This is a genomic window from Methylocaldum marinum (assembly GCF_003584645.1).
GTDB lineage: Bacteria > Pseudomonadota > Gammaproteobacteria > Methylococcales > Methylococcaceae > Methylocaldum > Methylocaldum marinum.
On the sequence record NZ_AP017928.1, the window covers coordinates 560,697 to 578,013 of the forward strand.

Below are 17,317 nucleotides of genomic sequence, written 5' to 3' on the forward strand. Positions count from 1 at the left end.
CTTTGCCGACGAACCTCTCGGCCCGACGGTGGCGTCGGCAAAGGATTGCCGACCTACTCGCTTCAATAAACAAAAAATCTCCGAAGACCTTTAAACGTTCCCGGACCTCAACGCGCGTCGGCTGATTTTTCCGGCCATAGCCGGTCGCCCGGCCGGGCGGTTTCGTACCAGGCCACGACCCTTTCCGTGTCCGGATCGCCTTCCTCCGGCGCCCAGGCGGCGAAATCCTTGTCCTCGACCGGGCTGTAGGGCCCCGGTTTGACTTCGAACATGACCGTTTCGGGCGCGAGAACGACGACCGCATGCCAGGTGTACGCCGGAATTTCGGCCGCCATGTCGCCGCCCGCCGCGCTGAGGTCGATCCGCTCCTGCACGGTTCCCCTGTCGTCGAAGGTAATGATGGAAAATGCGCCGCGGACCGCCAGCATCAGCTCCCATCCGGTCGGGCGCGCATGCCGGTGAGGGCGGACATAAGTACCGGGTTCCATGGCATTGAACAGGCGCTGGATCGGATCTTCCGGTACGCGGTGAATATTCAGGTTTTTCCGAAGTCTGGGAGAAGCCGCGGCCTCGCCCATCAAGCGGATGAGTTGTCTATCGCTGATCGTCGTCAAAACGTCCATGGTCGTCTCCTCTTGCGGCATCGGCCAGCGCCTCGCGTGGCGCATGGTCTCCGGGAAATCGGCTGTCGCGAAGCGATTCCGGGTCTCGGGCCTGATTTTTGTTGTTCGGTATGAATGGCCGAAACCGTGCGGCCGGATCTTGTCGATAGAACTGGGCGAGGAGGTCGTAAACACCCGGATATTCCATGCGTACCAAGTCCGGAATTTCGAAAAAACATTCGCTGAGCACTGCGAAAAATTCGCCCGGCGCCTCGGCCGCATAGGGGTCCAGAGCGGTTTCCTCCTCCCGGTTCAGGCGGGCGTTGAAATCTTCGAAGGCGGCGGTGAACACATCGGTCCAGCGCTTCCGTTTCATGCCCGGAGGCAAGTCCGGAAACCCGTCGGCAGCGCCGTTGAGCATGTCCAGCTTATGGGCCATTTCGTGGATGACGACGTTATAGCCATTGCAATGCCCGGAATTTTGCACATCCGTCCACGACACTATGACCGGTCCGCGCTCCCAGGATTCACCCGTCAGGGCTTCCTCCCATTCGTGCATGATGCCGATGTCGTCGAATTCCGACCGCCGGCGCACGAATCCGCCCGGATAAACCACCACGGTCCGCCAGGTTTCGTAGCAGTCGAAATCGAGGTTCAGGATAGGGAGACAGGCCAGCGCGGCAATGCGGGTGCGTATCGCATCATCCAGAATCATCCCGCCGGCCGGCTCGAAGATCTTTTCGCGCACGAACAGGGTGGACAATCGGCGCAGACGCTCGCGCTCGTCTTCCCTGAGAAACCGGAGGATCGGCAGGTCCGCGAGCAAGGAGGACCAGAGCGATTCGGCTATCAGTCCGCGTTGCAGAAGCTTGCGGCGCCGGTGCTTGCGGAACAGGCCGAACGGGGACATCATCATACCCCTCCCGGCACGGGACTCGGGCGGTCCGCGCTGATCGCGGCGCAGAGCATGGTTTCGGTAGTCCAGTACATGCTCCACGCACCGCTGCGGTCGACGGCGATCCAGCCGTATTCGCGGTTCCGCTCGAGCGCTTCGCGATAAATTGCGTCTGCAGCTTCCACCAGGCTGCGGCCGTCCCGCACGCGGGTTTCGAGACGCACCGCGACGCCATCGTCGACGATTTGCTCGCCGATACCGGTGCAACTGACGGCGGCATGGGCGGAGGCATAATTGCCCGCGACCGTTGCCGAATCGGACACCCGTTCGGGGAAGTTGAATCGGCCGCCGCCGGTGGAGGTGGCGGCGGCCAGACCGCCCCGGCTATCCAGGACGACGGCGCCTACCGTTCCGGTTCCGCTCGATGGCGCATTCCGTCCTTCCAAATATTCGAACCAGCGCCGTGCCCGGGCCGGGGACACGGGGCTCTGCGGCGCCATGCCCAATTCTCGCGCCAGAAGCTGTGCTCCCAGGGGACCGAGCACGGATTCGGTTCGGTTCTGCAGGGCTCTGGCCAGTTCGATGGGGTGGATCAGATGAGTCGCCAGCATGACGCCGGAGAATTTCATTCGCTCGCCGTCCATCAACGAAGCCGAAAGCCGGGCCAGTCCGTCGCTTTGCAAGGCCGAGCCGTAACCGGCATTGAATAGGCCGGATGCCTCCAGGCGCTTGACGGTCTCGGTCGCGGCATCGACCGCGGCCAGCCCCCGGGCGAGCTCGCTCCACATCGATTCCGCCAGGTCGGAGATGAAATCGTGCCGTTTCCGGTTCAATTCGGCATCGGATTCGGCGGAACCGGCACCGCCGTGAATCAGGAGAACCGGCGGACGAGCGTTGTCGGTGCAGCGTTTTTCCATGCCGTTCAACGGATATCGGAGGTGCGGATTGACACGGCGGGATTTTCGGGTTTCATTCGATGCATGAATGGGCTGTCCGGAAAACTGTCGAATGATCGAGGTGAGTATTATGTATAACTATTTTGCGCTTTCTTTGGCCGCCTTGATCGGCATCGTCGTCTTCGACGACGATCCGAACGGCGTTTCCGTGCAGGAATGGATATTCTACGCAGTCCTGCTGTATTCGGCGGTTTCGTTCTTCCGTCGCTATCTGGCCGCGGCCCGGGAGCAGATAGGACGACGGGGATAAGCGTCCCCACCGCTTTTTCCGTATCGGCTCGAGGATGTTGTCAGGGCGCATCCGAGGCGAATAACGGCAGGGTCCGTTGAGCTCGATCATAGATCAGTTGCGAGCCGACGATGCGTGCGGTGCAATGAAGCTCATGTTTACAGCTTTGGTTGCCGGCGATCAGATGTTCGACGATATATCCGCGTACCGTCAGATAATCCGAGATCAGAGAGCGGTGGCAGTACGACGGATCTTTCTCGGCACACATGAACGCCGTTCTGCAGCCACGTGCCAGCTTTAGAAGCTGGTCCACGGCTTCGCGAAAATCCTGGGTCTCCATGTAAGAGGCATACGACCGGAATTCCGGGTCCAATCCACAGTGTTTTAGGTCGTCCGGGGTCTCCTCCCGCCGTCCGCCCAGAGCGTCCCCTTCCCACTGATATCGAATCCCGGACCGGGTCAGGGTTCGTTCCAGAGTCGGACGATTGAATTGCTTGAATCGCGCGGAGCCGGGATTGCGGCGTATGTCGACCAGGCACCCGATGCCATGTCTCTTGAGCATATCGATGAGTTCGTCGGAGCTTTTGTTGCTATGGCCGATGGAATAAATCCGCATGGTTTCATGTCCTTTTTGATGATTTTTATTTCCCGGTTTTGCCGCCGGCACGCGAGTCCTTTGCCGACAAAGCTTCGGCAAGTTCATCCGGGCGGAGTTCCGGACGCCTACAGTGTTTTGAGGTACTCGATCACGGCCTTTCGGTCCTCCGGGATCAGGCCGTCGCCGAAAGCATGACCTGCATTGGAGTGGCCCGGCAAGGTCGTATCGTAGATTTTTTTCCGTTCGGATGCGTCATCGGTACCGGCTTTGCCCTGCGCCAGCTCGGTGTAGCGCCATCCCAGGCCGACCGGATCGTAGTCGGATGCGGAGGCGCCGTAGGATCGCGTCCAGTATTTCGGCCGCTTGGAACTGTCGAGCAGGGCTTCCAGGGTCGGAACCGAGCCGTTATGGAGATATGGGGCGGTGATCCAGACGCCGTCCAACGGCGGGGCGACATAACCGGGCGCCGGAGCGGCGCGAGCCGTTTCGCCGTAGAAGGATTCGTTGAACCATCGAATGAACCGGTCCGAAGCGCCGCCCACGGCATTTTGCGCCAGTACCGGATCGGTACCGATCTCGTCGAGTCCGAGCACCAGGTTGGGATAGCTCGGCTGCTCGCCGTAGGTGCCGTGGCAGCCGGAGCATGTCCGCTCGAACACGGCCCGGCCGTGTTCGGCGAGTCCGGTGTCGATACCGAACGGCCATGCCGGCGGCTTGATCGATGCGAAATAAGCCAGAATATCCGGTGCATAGTCATCGATGTTCCGCACGGTATCGAGGTCATCCGCACAGAATATGGCGCCCAGCATCATGGCTCGCGCGAGATCGCCGCGGCCCTCGGTGTTGTAGTAGGCGGCGTTCTTTTTCGCCATTCGCCACCAGGGCGGAACGCTCACCGGGGCGACCGTTTTCGACGGCGGCTCGATCAGCGGGGCCTGCGACCAGGCCAGAGTTTCCGGATGCCGATGCGCGATTAGGGCGAGAGTCATATTGATGGCCGGATTCGATCCCACCGTGTCGGTGACCCGGTAGGGCGCCACCGCCCGAACGCGGTCGGCCCAGCGGCGCCATTCCTCGGCTTCCGCCCGATCTTCCACATAGGCTCCGACACCCTCGACGGCGGCCGTGAGATCTTCGGTGAAATCGAGATTTTCGTTGCCGAGGCCGATGATCAACTTTCCGTCGAAAAAACCGGCATGACAGGACAGGCAATTGTTCACCACGAGGTCCACGCCCTTGGGCGTGGTGTATGCGGTGAGGCTGTACGGCAGTTCGGCATTTCGACCGGGTCTTCCGGGAACCAGGGCCGCCGGGTCCGGCGGGGAGGCGGTTTCTTTATAGACCGAATAAGGTATGCCGCAAGTGATGTACGGGGCGTTGAGCAGCGCTTCGTAACCTTTTTGCGGATCGCCGGGACGTTGCGGGGAGGCGGGAACCGGGCCGAGCGGAGAATAGCCGACGGCGTCGGTCTGTTGCCCGGAGTCGCAGGCCGCCAGGAGGAGAATTACCGAAACGATGAATGCGCGGGTCAAGGTTTTCATGTGCGGCATGTTCGACTCACCAGCAGGTATTTTCCGGATTACTAATGGTCAAGAAAGCAAAGCCGCAAGAGCCTCCTCTCCCTCTGGTAGGGGTTGCGGTGAGGGTGATTCGAATACGGCTTTACTTTCTTTACGTACAGTAATTGTCTTTCGGGTAGCGGCCGTCAATAGCCGCTCAGCTCCATGAAGCCCTGGCCGGACAGCGCTTTTCCGTCACGGCCGGTGCCCGAAACCGAAACCGCGCCGGACCAGGCGCGCACGGACCCGGCGATTTCCTGATTTTCGACCAAGGGGCTCAGGCGCAGTTCGGTTTCGAGACCCGGCAATTGCACGCTCCACTCCAGCGGGTACTTTATCCCGCCGGCGCCCAACCAGGCAGCGCCGGGTTCGACCCGAACGTGGTTCCGCGAAATCGCCCGCGCACCGCCGTCGGCCTCGATCATGAGCCCACTCGCCAGCGGCGCAGCGCTTCCGTCCTTGCGCCTCAACTGCAAGATCAGGAACTCGCGGCCGTCGTCGAGTTGCATTTGATAGCGATTGAGGGCGATTTGTCCACCCGGAGGGGCTATTTTCCCCCAACTGCGGTTGAGCCAGGCCCGGCCGGTTACTTTATGATGGCGGCCACCGGTGTGAATCGTGCCGGAAATCGCCAGACGGCTGAGAATATACCCTTGAAGACGCCCGCCCGCCGCGGCCGGGAAGTTTCGCGGGTCGAGCGCGACGGCCGGTTTCCGGGGTTCCAGGCGGAGATCGATCCGGGTCCCTCGGGCTTCGCCTTGCAGCGTGTAAGACCGGGGCTCTCCGAGCGGCACGCGTACCTTCCAGTGATCCAGCCAGAGCAGCCCGGAAACGGGGTCGTATCCGCTCATGCCCAAAGCGGCTCGTGCAAAACGTTCGGACGCCCCATACTGCCGCCGGTTCGCATCGAGAAAGGCAAACAGCCCCCGGTACACCTCGCGGGCGGCCCAGGCCGACGGACGCTGGGGCTGTTCCGGACCGAGACCGAATCGTGTGAAGCTTTGCACGAGGCCGTAGCGGTAACCGTCTGCGGACTGCATCTGAACGGTGAATTCCCAGATTTCCGCGGGAACGTTCGGATGCGCGCCGTGGTCGGCCGGAAACGACAAGGACCGGTCGGAACGCTGGTCCGGAAACCGTTCCGCGATTTTTCGCAGCGCTTTCGAGTAAGCCGAAAACGGCATCGTGTCTCCGGTCGAAGCGCGCTCCGGGGGCTTCCGCGGCATCGAGGACGGTACCAGCGACAACAAGACCGCGAGCAGCACGGCGGCTATCCGAACGAAGATCTCGCGGCGGGGAGGGGCCATATGAATTGATCCCGGTGGTTTCAAACTGTCTAATGCCCAATAAAGTCTATCTTCAGCATGGAAATCAAGTTCTTCGATGCTCTCCGGCAGGTGCGGCAAAAACTGGGTTTCTTCGAACGGCTTCGAGCGTCGGCTGTCCTGGTGTTCGCCTGGATCCGGGCGCTCGCCCGGGCGGTTCGTAGCGAGGGACTGGATTACCGCGCCACGAGTCTCGCCTATACCACCTTATTGGCCATCGTTCCGGGGCTCGCCCTGTGCTTCTCGCTGTTGAAAGCCTTCGGCGTCCACAATCAGCTGGAACCGTTCTTGCTGCAAATGCTCGCTCCGCTGGGCGATAAGGCCGACGAACTGACTCAAGCCATTCTCGGCTTCGTCACCCGGGTGAATGTCGGCGTGCTCGGCTTTGTCGGCCTGATGCTGCTCATCTACACCATCATTTCCGTGCTGGAGAAGATAGAAGCGGCATTCAATCACATCTGGCGAGTCACCCGGGCCCGCAGCCTGGCCCGGCGTACGAGCGATTATCTGAGCGTCATCCTGCTGGGTCCCGTACTGATATTTTCGGCCATCGGTCTCACCGCCTCGATGCCTCACGCGAGCGTGGTTCGGCGGCTGATCGCGCAGGAGCCGTTCGGTACCCTGTTCTACCTCGGCGGCAAGCTGCTGCCCTATCTGATGATCATCACGGCATTCGCTTTCGTCTACATCTACATCCCGAATACGCGGGTGCCCTGGCGAGCCGCGTTGTTCGGCGGCGCCGTGGGCGGTGTGGTGTGGAAGCTGGCAGGTTTGCTTTTCGCCCAGTTCGTGGTGGGGTCGACCAGTTACCACGCGATTTATTCAAGCCTGGTCATCGTTATCCTGTTCATGATCTGGCTCGATCTCAGCTGGCTGATTCTGCTGATCGGCGGACAAGCCGCGTTTTATTTCCAGCATCCTTACTATGTCAGGGGAAAGAGCCGGTTTGTTCAGCTTGGCAACCGCCTGCAGGAAAGGCTTGGCCTCGCCGTGATGTACCTGATCGGCGAACGCTTCGTGCACGGCGGCAGTCCCTGGACCATCGACGCGCTGGCCGAGCGATTGTCGCTGCCGTGGGAAACGGTGAAAGACGGCTTGAGCGTATTGCAAGCCGGTGGCCTGGTGGCGGAAACGGGCAAGGGCGACGAAAGCTTTTTTCCGGCGCGCGACATTGCCGGAATCACGGTCTGGGACATTCTTATGGCCATGCGCACGCAGCGCGAGGACACGGGCTTCGCCGCGCATGCGGGGTTCGGCCCGCCGGAACTGACGACAGTTTCGGAGGATTTGGAGAATGCCGCGGCGGCGAGTCCGGCGGCCCGCCGCTCTCTGCGCGACCTCGTCCTCGCCCACTCGTCGTGGACTCCGCAAGATTCAGGACAGCTACGCTCCTCTTAAAACAGTGTGGCTCGGCCTTGCGAGCAGACCTGGCCGCACCGGCATTCGTCAGGATTTTTCCCGGTGTCCCCCGAATTGCCAGCGTAAGGCCGACAGGAACTTGTCGGCGAACTCGCTACGGTCGCGGGACGAGAACCGCTGAAACAGCGCGGCGCTCAGCACCGGGGCGGGGACGCCTTCGTCGATGGCCGCCGCTGCCGTCCAGCGCCCTTCGCCGGAATCGGACACGTGTCCCGAGAACTTGTCCAGTTCGGGCGATTGCCACAGGGCCGACGCCGCCAGGTCGAGCATCCAGGAGCGGACCACGCTGCCTCTTCGCCACAATTCGGCGATTTCGGGCAGGTTGAAGTCGAACCGGTAGTACTCCGGATTCCGCAAGGGCGTGGTTTCCGCATCGTGAGCCTGGCTTTCCAAGCCGATTCCGGCGTTTTTCAAGATATTGAAACCTTCGGCATAGGCGGCCATGAGGCCGTATTCGATGCCGTTGTGGACCATCTTGACGAAATGGCCCGCGCCGTTCGGGCCGCAATGCAGGTAGCCCTGCTCGGCGCCGGCCGGTTCGCTGTTTGCACGTTCCGGCGTGCGCGAGGCCGCTTCGTGAGGCGGCGCCAGGGCCCGAAAAACGGGATGCAGCTTCCGAACGGATTCTGCCTCGCCGCCTATCATCAGGCAGTAACCCCGCTCCAGTCCCCAGATGCCGCCGCTGACGCCGATGTCCAGAAAATGGATGTCATGCTCGTTCAGGCGCCACGCTCGGCTCATGCTGTCCCGGTAATGAGAATTGCCTCCGTCGACCAGAATGTCCCCGCTTTCGAGCAAGGGAGCCAGTTCGCCGATCACGCCGTCCACGAAACCCGCCGGAACCATCAGCCACACAACCCGCGGCTTGCCCAACCTTCGCACCAGGTCCCGCAGGTTTTCGGCGGTTTCGGCACCGTCGGCGGCCAGTGCTTCCACCGCCTTCCGCGAGTTGTCCCAAACCACGCAGGAATGATGGGCTTGCATCAAACGGCGAACCATGTTGGCGCCCATTCGTCCGAGACCGATCATACCGATTTGCATAGGCTGCCTCCTGTCCGTTCGAGAGATATCGGTACCGCTGCGCGTTCTTCCCGGGCAAGGAAAAACTCGCGTGCCGCCGTCAATTCAGAATCGCGTATCTCAATGTTGACACTTTGGGCACCAATAAGTTGAGCGCTGTCCCAAGCGTTCGGTACGGACGGGCCCGCCGCAGCGGCGGCACAGTTCGCCGCTGCGGCCGTATATTTGCAGGGTCTGCTGAAAATACCCGGGTCTTCCGTTCTCGTTGACGAAGTCGCGAAGCGTGGTTCCGCCTTGCTCGATCGCTTCGGCAAGAACCGCGCGTATGGAGGCGACCAGTTTTTCGTAGCGGACGAGGGCAATCCGGCCGGCTTGCCGGCGCGGATCGATGCCGGCCCGGAACAAGGCTTCGTTGGTGTAGATATTGCCCACGCCGACCACAATGCGGCTGTCCATGATGAAGGATTTGACCGGCGCGCTTCGGCTCCGGGCTTTGCCGTGAAGATAGGGCGCGTCGAAGTGCTCGTTCAGGGGCTCCGGACCGAGTTCGGCGAGGAGGGGGTGAGTTGCGGGATCGGCTTCGGTCCACACCACGCAGCCGAAACGGCGCGGATCGTGAAACCGGAGACGGGTGCCGCTGGCGAGCACGAGGTCGAAGTGATCGTGCTTTCGGGGCGGGGTGTCGGGATCCGGAATGCGAAGGCTTCCGGACATGCCCAAATGAACGATCAGCGTTCCGCCTTCGGTGCCGATCAGGATGTATTTACCCCGGCGTCCGACGTCGCGGATCAAGCGGCCTTCGAGCTTCTCGGGAAGGTCCGCCGGAACCGGCCAGCGCAGCCGCGGCTCGCGAATGATCGCTGCCCGGATGGTCTGACCGACAAGATGAGGCGAAATGCCTCGCCGGGTGGTTTCGACTTCCGGCAGTTCGGGCATGGCGGCTTGACCGGGCAGGTAGCGACGGGCTGGAACGAAGGATCAGTCGGCTGCCTCTTCGCCGGTTTCTTCCAGTTCCTCCGCGTCCGGCGGCGCTTCTTCGTCTTCTTCGCTTTCCTCCCCGTCCTCCTCTTCGGTTGGCGACGGTGTTGGCTGCTCGGGCATGACATCCGGCTTTTGCAGGCTCAGCAGGCGTTTTGTCGCGTTTCCGGTCACTTCATACTGCAGCCCCAGGTCCTCTCGGACGAGAACCAGATCGGGTTCGCGCTGCAGGATGTGGAACTCGATCGGGCTGCCTTCGGCGAGGGTGATTCGGACGATGTCGGCCTGAATCGGCTGTTCGACGCGCTTCACGTCGATCGCCCGTGCCGTATTCCAGGCGTTGAGCAGATCGGAAATACTTTGATCGGGTCCCGCCGGCGGTTCCAGGATCCATTTGCCATCCTGCCCCAGCGTCGCTTTCAGGCCGGGGATGATAATCTCGTTGATCTTGGCATCCTCGGGCAAAAGCTTCTTGTCCACGTAATCCGTGGCCGAAGCCGTGAGATGATGGAAGAAATCGTCGCCGACCAGGTGCAAGGTGTCGCCGATCTGCACGTAACGCCGCATGTTGATGGGATCGGAGCCGCCGAACTTCAGGGTCGTCGTGTCCAGAATCAAGGTCGCTTTCGGTTTGTCGAGATCGAATTTGGCCAGGTCCTCGGAGCTTATCGGGTACTGCGCCTCGCTGTTCGCCTCCGCGATGCCGATCAGCTGGCGGACCCGAATATCGTTGGCCGGCGCGTTGAACGGCGCGGTCAAACGCCAGTGGCCGTTCTGCTTTTCGAACTTGATGGTGTCCTTGTTTTGCAGGGTGACGGCGGCGAGCGCATTTTCATCGACCGGTACCAGAGGCGTCGTTTCCGGCTCTTTCTTTCCGGGCTCGAAAAAAGCGACGGCGCCGAGAATGGCTATCAGGACCAAAAGCGCTAGATTCAGGAGCAATCTCGATTTCATTAACGTCTCCGGCGTCTAAACCAAATGGCAGTTCCCGTGCCGATCAGACCGAGGGGTAGGGCGATCAGGAAACCGGTGGCGATTACGCCGGAAGCGAACGGCGAGAGTTCCAGCTTCCGGTCCGGCGTCGTTTTGGCGGGAATATCGATAAACGCTTCGGTCTGGCTGAGCCAATGGATGATGTTGAGGCCGAGCTCGAGATTGCCGCCGTTGCCGAGAAAGGCATTGGACAGGAAATCGCCGTCGCCGATGACCACCACGCGCTGTTCCGACGGTTTCTTTTCGGTGTCCCCGGCTTGCGGCTTCTCGGCATGTTCGGCCGTCGGCGAATCTTTTGCCTCTTCCTGCGGCTCGCCCTGTGACGCTTCCGGTTCGCCCTGCGGCGCTTCGATCTCGCGGGTCAGCGCATAACCGATGCTGAGCGGGCCGCTACGCTCGCCCTTGTCCGCATCGAACTGGATCTTGCCTTCGATCGCTCCGGTTTCGGTCCAGGAGCGGGACAGGGTACTCAGCAGGGATTCGCGCAGGAAATCGCTTTGCCCGGTTTCGCCCAGCGCCGCGGCGGCCGGGAACAGCGTCATTGTCTGAAAATTGGAGGTGACCTGGTGCGCCGGATATTCGGCGACCAGGGAGAACGTGGGATCGTCGATGCCGAAGAGCTGGGTGGAGGCATCCACCACGGTTCCCGGCAGGAACTTGATGCCGAGCTGCTCCGCCAGAGGCGCGAGACCGTGCAGTTCGCCGGGATCGCCCAGCCACAGCAGGTTTCCGCCCTTCTTCACGTAGTCCTGGATCAGAGAGACTTCGCCGGGCAGAAGGTTCGCGCGCGGTCCGGCCAGAACCAGGACATGGGTGTTGTCCGGAATGTCGGGCGTCACCGCCAGATTGACCATGGAGACCGTGATGCCTTTCCGCTCCAGTTCTTCGCCGAACTGTCCGAGATCGTGGTTGGCCTGGCCTTGCGGCGAGCGTTCGCCATGCCCCTCGAGAAAGACCACGTGCCTTTCCTCGGCCACGGCCAGGCGCTGCAAGGCGTTGGTCACAACGTTTTCGTCGGCGCTCTGGACCTTCTCGGTGCGGCCCTGATAATCGATCATCAACTCGCCGTCCATGGTGATGCCCAGTTCCCGAATCTTGTCGGGCTGTGTATCAGGATTGACGAAATTCAACGTCAGATCTGCCTTGTGGCGGGTATAGCGTCCGATCTGATCGCGAATCTGGCCTCGCAGTTGCTGGTTCTCGCGGGCATAGGCGGTGATCGTGACCGGATCTTCCATCAGGTCCAGAACTTTGCGGCTGGCCTCGGACAGGGTATGGCGACCGCTTGCGGTCCAGTCGAACTGGGCGCTGTAGCGCGTGCTCAGCCAGGCCACCAGGCCCACGGCGGCGAGAAACAGCAAGGTGAAGAGCAGGTTTTGCAGGCGTAGTTCGAGATGCGTCTTGCGGTTGATCTTCATTTTTGCAGGCGATCGTTATCCAGGCGATGGACGCTCAGTACCAGAAAGGTGAGCGTAAACAGCAGGAAATAAACCAGGTCGGTAGTCGATACCAGGCCTTTCAGCAAACTCTCGTAATGGCGCAGCAGTGACAGATATTCGAGCACGCCGCCGGCCGAGTTGCCGGTCCAGTCGAGGATCCAGAGCAGGAGCAAGGCTCCGAAGGTGCTGATCGCCGCGATCGTCGGCTGGCTGGCGAGTGCCGACATATAGAGTCCGACTGCGGCGAATCCGGCCAGCAGCAGCACCAGGGCGATGACGCAAGCCGCCAGCTTGCCCATGTCCAGTCCACCTCCGGCCAGCAGGGACAGCGGCATCAGCACGATCATCGCGACCATGATCAGCAAGAATGCGAACACACCCAGGTATTTTCCGAGGATGATCTCGGTCATCGAAACCGGTGCGGTAAACAGAAGGCTCAGCGTGCGGTTGCGGCGCTCCTCGCTGATCAGGCGCATCGTCAGGAGCGGCGTTACCAGCAGCAGGATTACGCCGGCATTGCCGAACAGGGGGACGGCGATCAGGTCGGTGATGCCGGGCGCGTCTTCCATGCCGGCGATGCGTGCCTGAAGCATGACGTAGTAATCCAGCTGCGCCAGGAACATGTAGCCCAGGATGATCTGGATCACGCCCAGAATCGACCAGGCCAAGGGCGAAAGAAACAGCGTGCGGAGCTCGCGCCCCGCGATGACGAAGGCCATCATGCGACTTGTTCCTCCATGACGGGAGTGTGTTGGGTGATGTCTATGAAGATTTCTTCCATGCTGCGCCGTTCGGGAGTCAGTTCCAGAAGTCCCCAGCCCAGCGATACGGCTGCTTCGGCGACCCGTTCGGCGGGACTCTTGTCCTTGTCATGGAAGATGCGATAGCGCCGTTCGCCGAGATCGTCGATCTTTTGAACCCCGTCGATGGCATAGAGCTTCATGAAATCGGGCGCCTGGCGGGTCTCCAACACCAGGCTGGACGCGCGCATCTGCTGTTCGAGGCCGTCGATGCTGTCGTTGAGCACCAGCTTGCCCCTGTGAATGATCTGCACGCGGGTGCAGGACTCCTGGACCTCGGGGAGGATATGAGTCGAGAGGATGATGCCGTGCTCCTTGCCGAGCTCCCGGATCAGTTCGCGGATCTCGCGGATCTGGATGGGGTCCAGCCCGACCGTGGGTTCGTCGAGAATGATGACTGCCGGAGAATGGATGATAGCCTGGGCGATGCCGACCCGCTGCTGATAGCCCTTCGAAAGATTCCCGATCAGGCGCTCGCCCACGTCGGCCAGGCCGCAGCGCTCCTTGGCGCTGTCGACCGCGGATGCAAGCTTTTCCACCGGGATCTCATGCAGTTTCCCGCAATAGCCCAAGTATTCATCCACGGTCAGCTCGCGGTAGACCGGCGGTATCTCGGGCAAATAGCCGAGTTCGCGCTTGGCCTCCTTGGGATTGTCGAGTATGTCGATGCCGTTGATGAGGATCTGCCCGGAGGTCGGCGCGAGATTGCCGCAGATCATCTGCATGGTGGACGATTTGCCCGCCCCGTTGGGGCCGAGAAATCCCAGAATTTCGCCTTTTTCCAGTGTGAAAGTAACGTTGTTGACGGCGCAGTGATCGCCGTAATAGCGATAAAGTTGTTCGACTTGAATGAGTTGAGTCATAGCGCGCGTAAGATACAAAAATTTTTCCGATTGGCAAGATACGGGGCAGCCGGCATCGGGCGCCGTGTGCCCGTTAATCATGGCGGAACCCGGTAAAAGTACCACAGAGCGGTCCCCGCCGTCCCGATTGCGTTATTTAAGTTGACCTCACCCGGCAATTACTTTAAGAAGGTGCGGGGGTCGTAAACCCGGACCAGAATCGTTTGTCAATCGTCGAGACATGGATTGTTTATTTCTCGTTACTGCCAGCGGCTAGCGACAGCGCATTCTAAGGAACGAGATTTCTGGTGCCCCGTTTTCGCCCTCGGCTGAACTAAAACAACGTTCGTAATTTTTGCGCCACATAGCGCTAGGAGGAGTACGTTTTATGCGAATTGGGGTTCCCAAAGAAATACACGCCGGAGAGAAGCGTGTTGCAACCGTGCCGGAGGTGGCCGAAAAACTCGTCAAGCTCGGTTTCTCGGTAACCGTGGAAACCGGTGCCGGCGACAATGCCAATTTTTCCGACGATGCCTATCGACAGGTCGGCTGCGATATCGCCGCTGATGCCAAATCGATCTGGGCCGATTCGGACATCGTGCTCAAGGTCCGTGGTCCACAAGTCCATCCCGAGCTGGCCGTCGACGAAGTCGACTGTTTGCGCGAGGGCGGCAATCTCATCAGCTTCATCTGGCCTGCCCAGAATCCCGATCTCATGGAACGGCTCGCGGCCAAGAAGGCCACCGTCCTGGCGATGGACAGCGTGCCCCGCATTTCCCGCGCGCAGAAGCTGGATGCCTTGAGCTCGATGGCGAATATCGCCGGCTACCGTGCGGTGATTGAGGCGGCCCAGCATTTCGGGCGGTTCTTCACCGGCCAGGTGACTGCCGCAGGCAAGGTGCCGCCGGCGAAAGTATTCGTCATCGGCTGCGGCGTGGCCGGATTGGCCGCTCTCGGCGCGGCGAACGGCCTTGGTGCCATCGTTCGGGCCACGGATACCCGCCCCGAAGTCAAGGACCAGGTCAAATCCTTGGGCGCCGAATTCGTGGAAGTCAATTACCAGGAGGAGGGCACCGGTGTCGGCGGCTACGCCAAGGTGATGAGCGAGGGCTACCAAAAGGCCCAAAAAGAAATGATCGCCCGCCAGTGCATGGATGTGGATATCGTCATCACGACCGCACTGATTCCGGGCAAACCAGCGCCCACCCTGATCACCGCGGGAATGGTGGAATCCATGAAACCCGGCAGCGTCATCGTGGATCTGGCGGCCGAGCAGGGCGGCAACTGCGAGCTGACGGTTCCGGGCGAAGTCGTCGTCCGACACGGCGTCACCATCATCGGCTACACCGATCTGCCCAGCCGGCTCGCCCGTCAGTCCAGCACGCTGTACGCCACCAATCTTCTGAGGCTGCTGGAAGAGCTGTGCCCGACCAAGGACGGCATCATCAATGTCAACATGGAGGATGAAGTCATTCGCGGAACCACGGTGATCAAGGAGGGCGAGATCACCTGGCCGCCGCCACCGCCGAAAATCTCCGCGGCCCCGGCGGGCGCCACGCCGGCACCGCCGGTCGAAATCAAGAAGGTGGAAAAAAAGCCGCTGCTGCCCGCCTGGGCGCAAACCGGCATTATGCTGGGCGTGGCGGGCCTTCTGTTCTACGGCCTCGGTTCTGTGGCTCCAGCGGCGTTCATGTCCCATTTCACCGTGTTCGTGCTGGCCTGTTTCGTGGGCTACATGGTGATCTGGAACGTCACCCCGGCTCTGCACACTCCGCTCATGAGCGTTACCAACGCGATCTCGAGCATCATCGCCATAGGCGCCTTGATCCAGATTTCCTCGCCCGGTGTGTTGATCACCATCCTGGCGGGGCTCGCCATCGTCCTGACCTCGGTCAACATGGCCGGCGGTTTCTGGGTCACCCAGCGCATGCTGCGCATGTTCAGAAAATAAGCGGAGAGAACAACTATGTCAGAAGGGTTAGTTACCGTTTCCTATATTGGCTCGACGATACTGTTCATCCTAAGCCTCGGAGGGCTGTCCCATCCCGAAACCGCACGGCGCGGCAATTTCTACGGCATTCTCGGCATGAGCATCGCCATCCTGGCAACCCTGCTCGGGCCGAAAGTGACCAGCTTCGTGCCGATCATCGTCGCCATGTTGATCGGCGGCAGCGTCGGCGTTTACGCCGCCATCAAGGTCAAGATGACCGAAATGCCGGAGCTCGTCGCTCTGATGCACAGCCTGGTCGGGCTGGCCGCCGTGCTGGTGGGCTATGCCAACTTCATCGATCCGACCGCCGCTTTCACCGGGGTCGAAAAAACCATCCACGAGGTGGAGATCTATCTCGGTGTTCTGATCGGCGCGATCACCTTTTCCGGTTCGGTCATCGCCTTCGGCAAGCTGTCCGGCAAGATCGACGGCAAGCCGTTATTGCTTCCGGCCCGTCACTGGCTCAACCTGGGTCTTTTGATTCTGGCCATCATCCTGGGAGCCGGCTTCATCAACGCGCAGTCCACGGCGGGCGGGTTCGTTCCCTTGCTGTTGATGACCGCGATCGCGCTGGCTTTCGGCGTGCACATGGTCATGGCGATCGGCGGTGCCGACATGCCGGTGGTGGTTTCCATGCTCAACAGCTATTCGGGTTGGGCGGCTTCCGCCACCGGCTTCATGCTGTCCAACGATCTCCTGATCGTGACCGGCGCCCTGGTGGGCTCTTCCGGCGCGATCCTGTCCTACATCATGTGCCGTGCCATGAACCGCCATTTCCTTTCGGTCATCGCCGGCGGCTTCGGTACCGGAACCGGCGTAGCGCCGGCTGCAGGGGCGGGTCCGCAAGGCGAAGTGCAGCCGATCACGGCGGAAGAGACGGCCGAACTCCTGCGCAACGCGAGCCGTGCCATCCTGGTGCCGGGCTACGGCATGGCGGTGGCCCAGGCTCAGCATACGGTGTACGAGATCACCAAGCTGCTGCGCGAGAAAGGCGTCGACGTGCGTTTCGCCATCCATCCGGTGGCGGGGCGCATGCCGGGCCATATGAATGTGCTCCTGGCCGAGGCCAAGGTGCCCTACGACATCGTTCTCGAAATGGACGAAATCAACGAGGACTTTCCGGAAACCGATGTCGCCATGGTCATCGGTGCGAACGACATCGTGAACCCGGGGGCGCAGGAAGACCCCAACAGCCCCATCGCCGGCATGCCGGTGCTGGAGGTCTGGAAGGCGAAAACCTCCATCGTCATGAAGCGTTCGATGGCGTCCGGCTATGCCGGCGTCGACAATCCGCTGTTCTACAAGGAAAACAACCGGATGCTGTTCGGCGACGCCAAGAAAATGCTGGACGAGGTGCTGAAGCACTTGCAGGGATAAACGGAAATCACCGTAGCATGCGGTGATTCCATTCGGCGTTCGACTGGACATTCATCGTAGGATGGGTAGAGCGAAGCGAAACCCATCGGTGGCGGGTAGAAGCGAAACCCGCCGATTCGCGGTCACTCGGTGGGTTACGGCCTTCGGCCTAACCCACCCTACAAAATATGAATGCCTTATTGGAAGCGATTTGGAATAAGGCCGGGACCGCGTCGGTCGCGATCGATGCGTGTTCTGAGCCCCTTCGAAGGGCCTGTCCTGAGCAGAGTCGAAGGGCGGTTCGCGTACTCACCGC

Annotated in this window: 16 protein-coding genes; 4 read left to right on the forward strand and 12 right to left on the reverse strand. The window is 61.1% G+C overall.

The genetic code is table 11. From position 1 onward, the window contains the following. Positions 1–107: 107 nt before the first annotated feature. Genes sS8_RS02490 through sS8_RS02500 form a run of 3 tightly spaced genes read right to left on the reverse strand, consistent with a single transcriptional unit; the run spans position 108 to position 2,414 of the window. Complete coding sequence (locus sS8_RS02490) at positions 108–623, reverse strand: WbuC family cupin fold metalloprotein (RefSeq protein ID WP_119632578.1); 516 nt, start codon at positions 621–623, stop codon at positions 108–110. Then, positions 595–1,518: a M90 family metallopeptidase gene (locus sS8_RS02495; protein ID WP_119628272.1), complete on the reverse strand. Its 924-nt coding sequence runs from the start codon at positions 1,516–1,518 to the stop codon at positions 595–597. Before sS8_RS02495 ends, sS8_RS02490 begins: the two co-directional genes overlap by 29 nt. Continuing rightward, on the reverse strand, positions 1,515–2,414 hold the full coding sequence (locus sS8_RS02500) for an isoaspartyl peptidase/L-asparaginase (protein ID WP_145986387.1): 900 nt from the start codon (positions 2,412–2,414) through the stop codon (positions 1,515–1,517). The genes sS8_RS02495 and sS8_RS02500 overlap by 4 nt, the downstream gene beginning before the upstream one ends. 109 nt (positions 2,415–2,523) lie before the next feature. On the opposite strand from sS8_RS02500, the gene sS8_RS02505 reads away from it, so the two are divergent. Next, positions 2,524–2,703 (forward strand): hypothetical protein, encoded by a 180-nt coding sequence (locus sS8_RS02505; protein ID WP_119632579.1) that lies wholly within the window; start codon positions 2,524–2,526, stop codon positions 2,701–2,703. A gap of 40 nt (positions 2,704–2,743) precedes the next feature. On the opposite strand, the gene sS8_RS02510 is transcribed toward sS8_RS02505, so the two are convergent. The 3 genes from sS8_RS02510 to sS8_RS02520 form a co-directional block, all read right to left on the reverse strand. Further along, on the reverse strand, positions 2,744–3,298 hold the full coding sequence (locus tag sS8_RS02510) for a DUF488 domain-containing protein (RefSeq protein WP_170160918.1): 555 nt from the start codon (positions 3,296–3,298) through the stop codon (positions 2,744–2,746). Between the two features lie 107 nt (positions 3,299–3,405). Beyond that, on the reverse strand, positions 3,406–4,830 hold the full coding sequence (locus sS8_RS02515; RefSeq protein ID WP_119628275.1) for a c-type cytochrome: 1,425 nt from the start codon (positions 4,828–4,830) through the stop codon (positions 3,406–3,408). Positions 4,831–4,985: 155 nt separating this feature from the next. Continuing rightward, positions 4,986–6,146, reverse strand: coding sequence for a lipocalin-like domain-containing protein (locus sS8_RS02520; protein ID WP_119628276.1), 1,161 nt, complete (start codon positions 6,144–6,146; stop codon positions 4,986–4,988). A gap of 57 nt (positions 6,147–6,203) precedes the next feature. On the opposite strand from sS8_RS02520, the gene sS8_RS02525 reads away from it, so the two are divergent. Further along, complete coding sequence (locus sS8_RS02525; RefSeq protein ID WP_119628277.1) at positions 6,204–7,562, forward strand: YihY/virulence factor BrkB family protein; 1,359 nt, start codon at positions 6,204–6,206, stop codon at positions 7,560–7,562. A 48-nt stretch (positions 7,563–7,610) separates the two neighbouring features. Here the strand turns inward: sS8_RS02525 and gnd are convergent, their stop codons facing one another. The 6 genes from gnd to sS8_RS02555 form a co-directional block, all read right to left on the reverse strand. Next, positions 7,611–8,624 carry a phosphogluconate dehydrogenase (NAD(+)-dependent, decarboxylating) gene (gnd, locus tag sS8_RS02530; RefSeq protein ID WP_119628278.1) on the reverse strand — a complete coding sequence of 338 codons (1,014 nt, stop codon included), beginning with the start codon at positions 8,622–8,624 and terminating at the stop codon, positions 7,611–7,613. A gap of 99 nt (positions 8,625–8,723) precedes the next feature. Then, a complete protein-coding gene (gene mutM, locus sS8_RS02535; protein ID WP_119628279.1) occupies positions 8,724–9,539 on the reverse strand; it encodes a bifunctional DNA-formamidopyrimidine glycosylase/DNA-(apurinic or apyrimidinic site) lyase in 816 nt (271 codons plus the stop codon). Between the two features lie 42 nt (positions 9,540–9,581). Continuing rightward, positions 9,582–10,535, reverse strand: coding sequence for a DUF4340 domain-containing protein (locus tag sS8_RS02540; RefSeq protein WP_119628280.1), 954 nt, complete (start codon positions 10,533–10,535; stop codon positions 9,582–9,584). Next, the gene (locus sS8_RS02545; RefSeq protein WP_119628281.1) at positions 10,535–11,992 is read right to left on the reverse strand and encodes a GldG family protein; all 1,458 of its coding nucleotides are present in this window, start codon (positions 11,990–11,992) and stop codon (positions 10,535–10,537) included. The genes sS8_RS02540 and sS8_RS02545 overlap by 1 nt, the downstream gene beginning before the upstream one ends. Further along, a complete protein-coding gene (locus sS8_RS02550; protein WP_119628282.1) occupies positions 11,989–12,735 on the reverse strand; it encodes an ABC transporter permease in 747 nt (248 codons plus the stop codon). Before sS8_RS02550 ends, sS8_RS02545 begins: the two co-directional genes overlap by 4 nt. Further along, a complete protein-coding gene (locus tag sS8_RS02555; RefSeq protein WP_119628283.1) occupies positions 12,732–13,676 on the reverse strand; it encodes an ABC transporter ATP-binding protein in 945 nt (314 codons plus the stop codon). Before sS8_RS02555 ends, sS8_RS02550 begins: the two co-directional genes overlap by 4 nt. A gap of 367 nt (positions 13,677–14,043) precedes the next feature. Between sS8_RS02555 and sS8_RS02560 the strand changes: the two genes are divergently transcribed. Both sS8_RS02560 and pntB read left to right on the forward strand, forming a co-directional pair. Next, positions 14,044–15,606, forward strand: coding sequence for a Re/Si-specific NAD(P)(+) transhydrogenase subunit alpha (locus sS8_RS02560; RefSeq protein WP_119628284.1), 1,563 nt, complete (start codon positions 14,044–14,046; stop codon positions 15,604–15,606). A 15-nt stretch (positions 15,607–15,621) separates the two neighbouring features. Continuing rightward, on the forward strand, positions 15,622–17,022 hold the full coding sequence (gene pntB, locus sS8_RS02565; protein ID WP_119628285.1) for a Re/Si-specific NAD(P)(+) transhydrogenase subunit beta: 1,401 nt from the start codon (positions 15,622–15,624) through the stop codon (positions 17,020–17,022). Positions 17,023–17,317 lie beyond the last annotated feature (295 nt).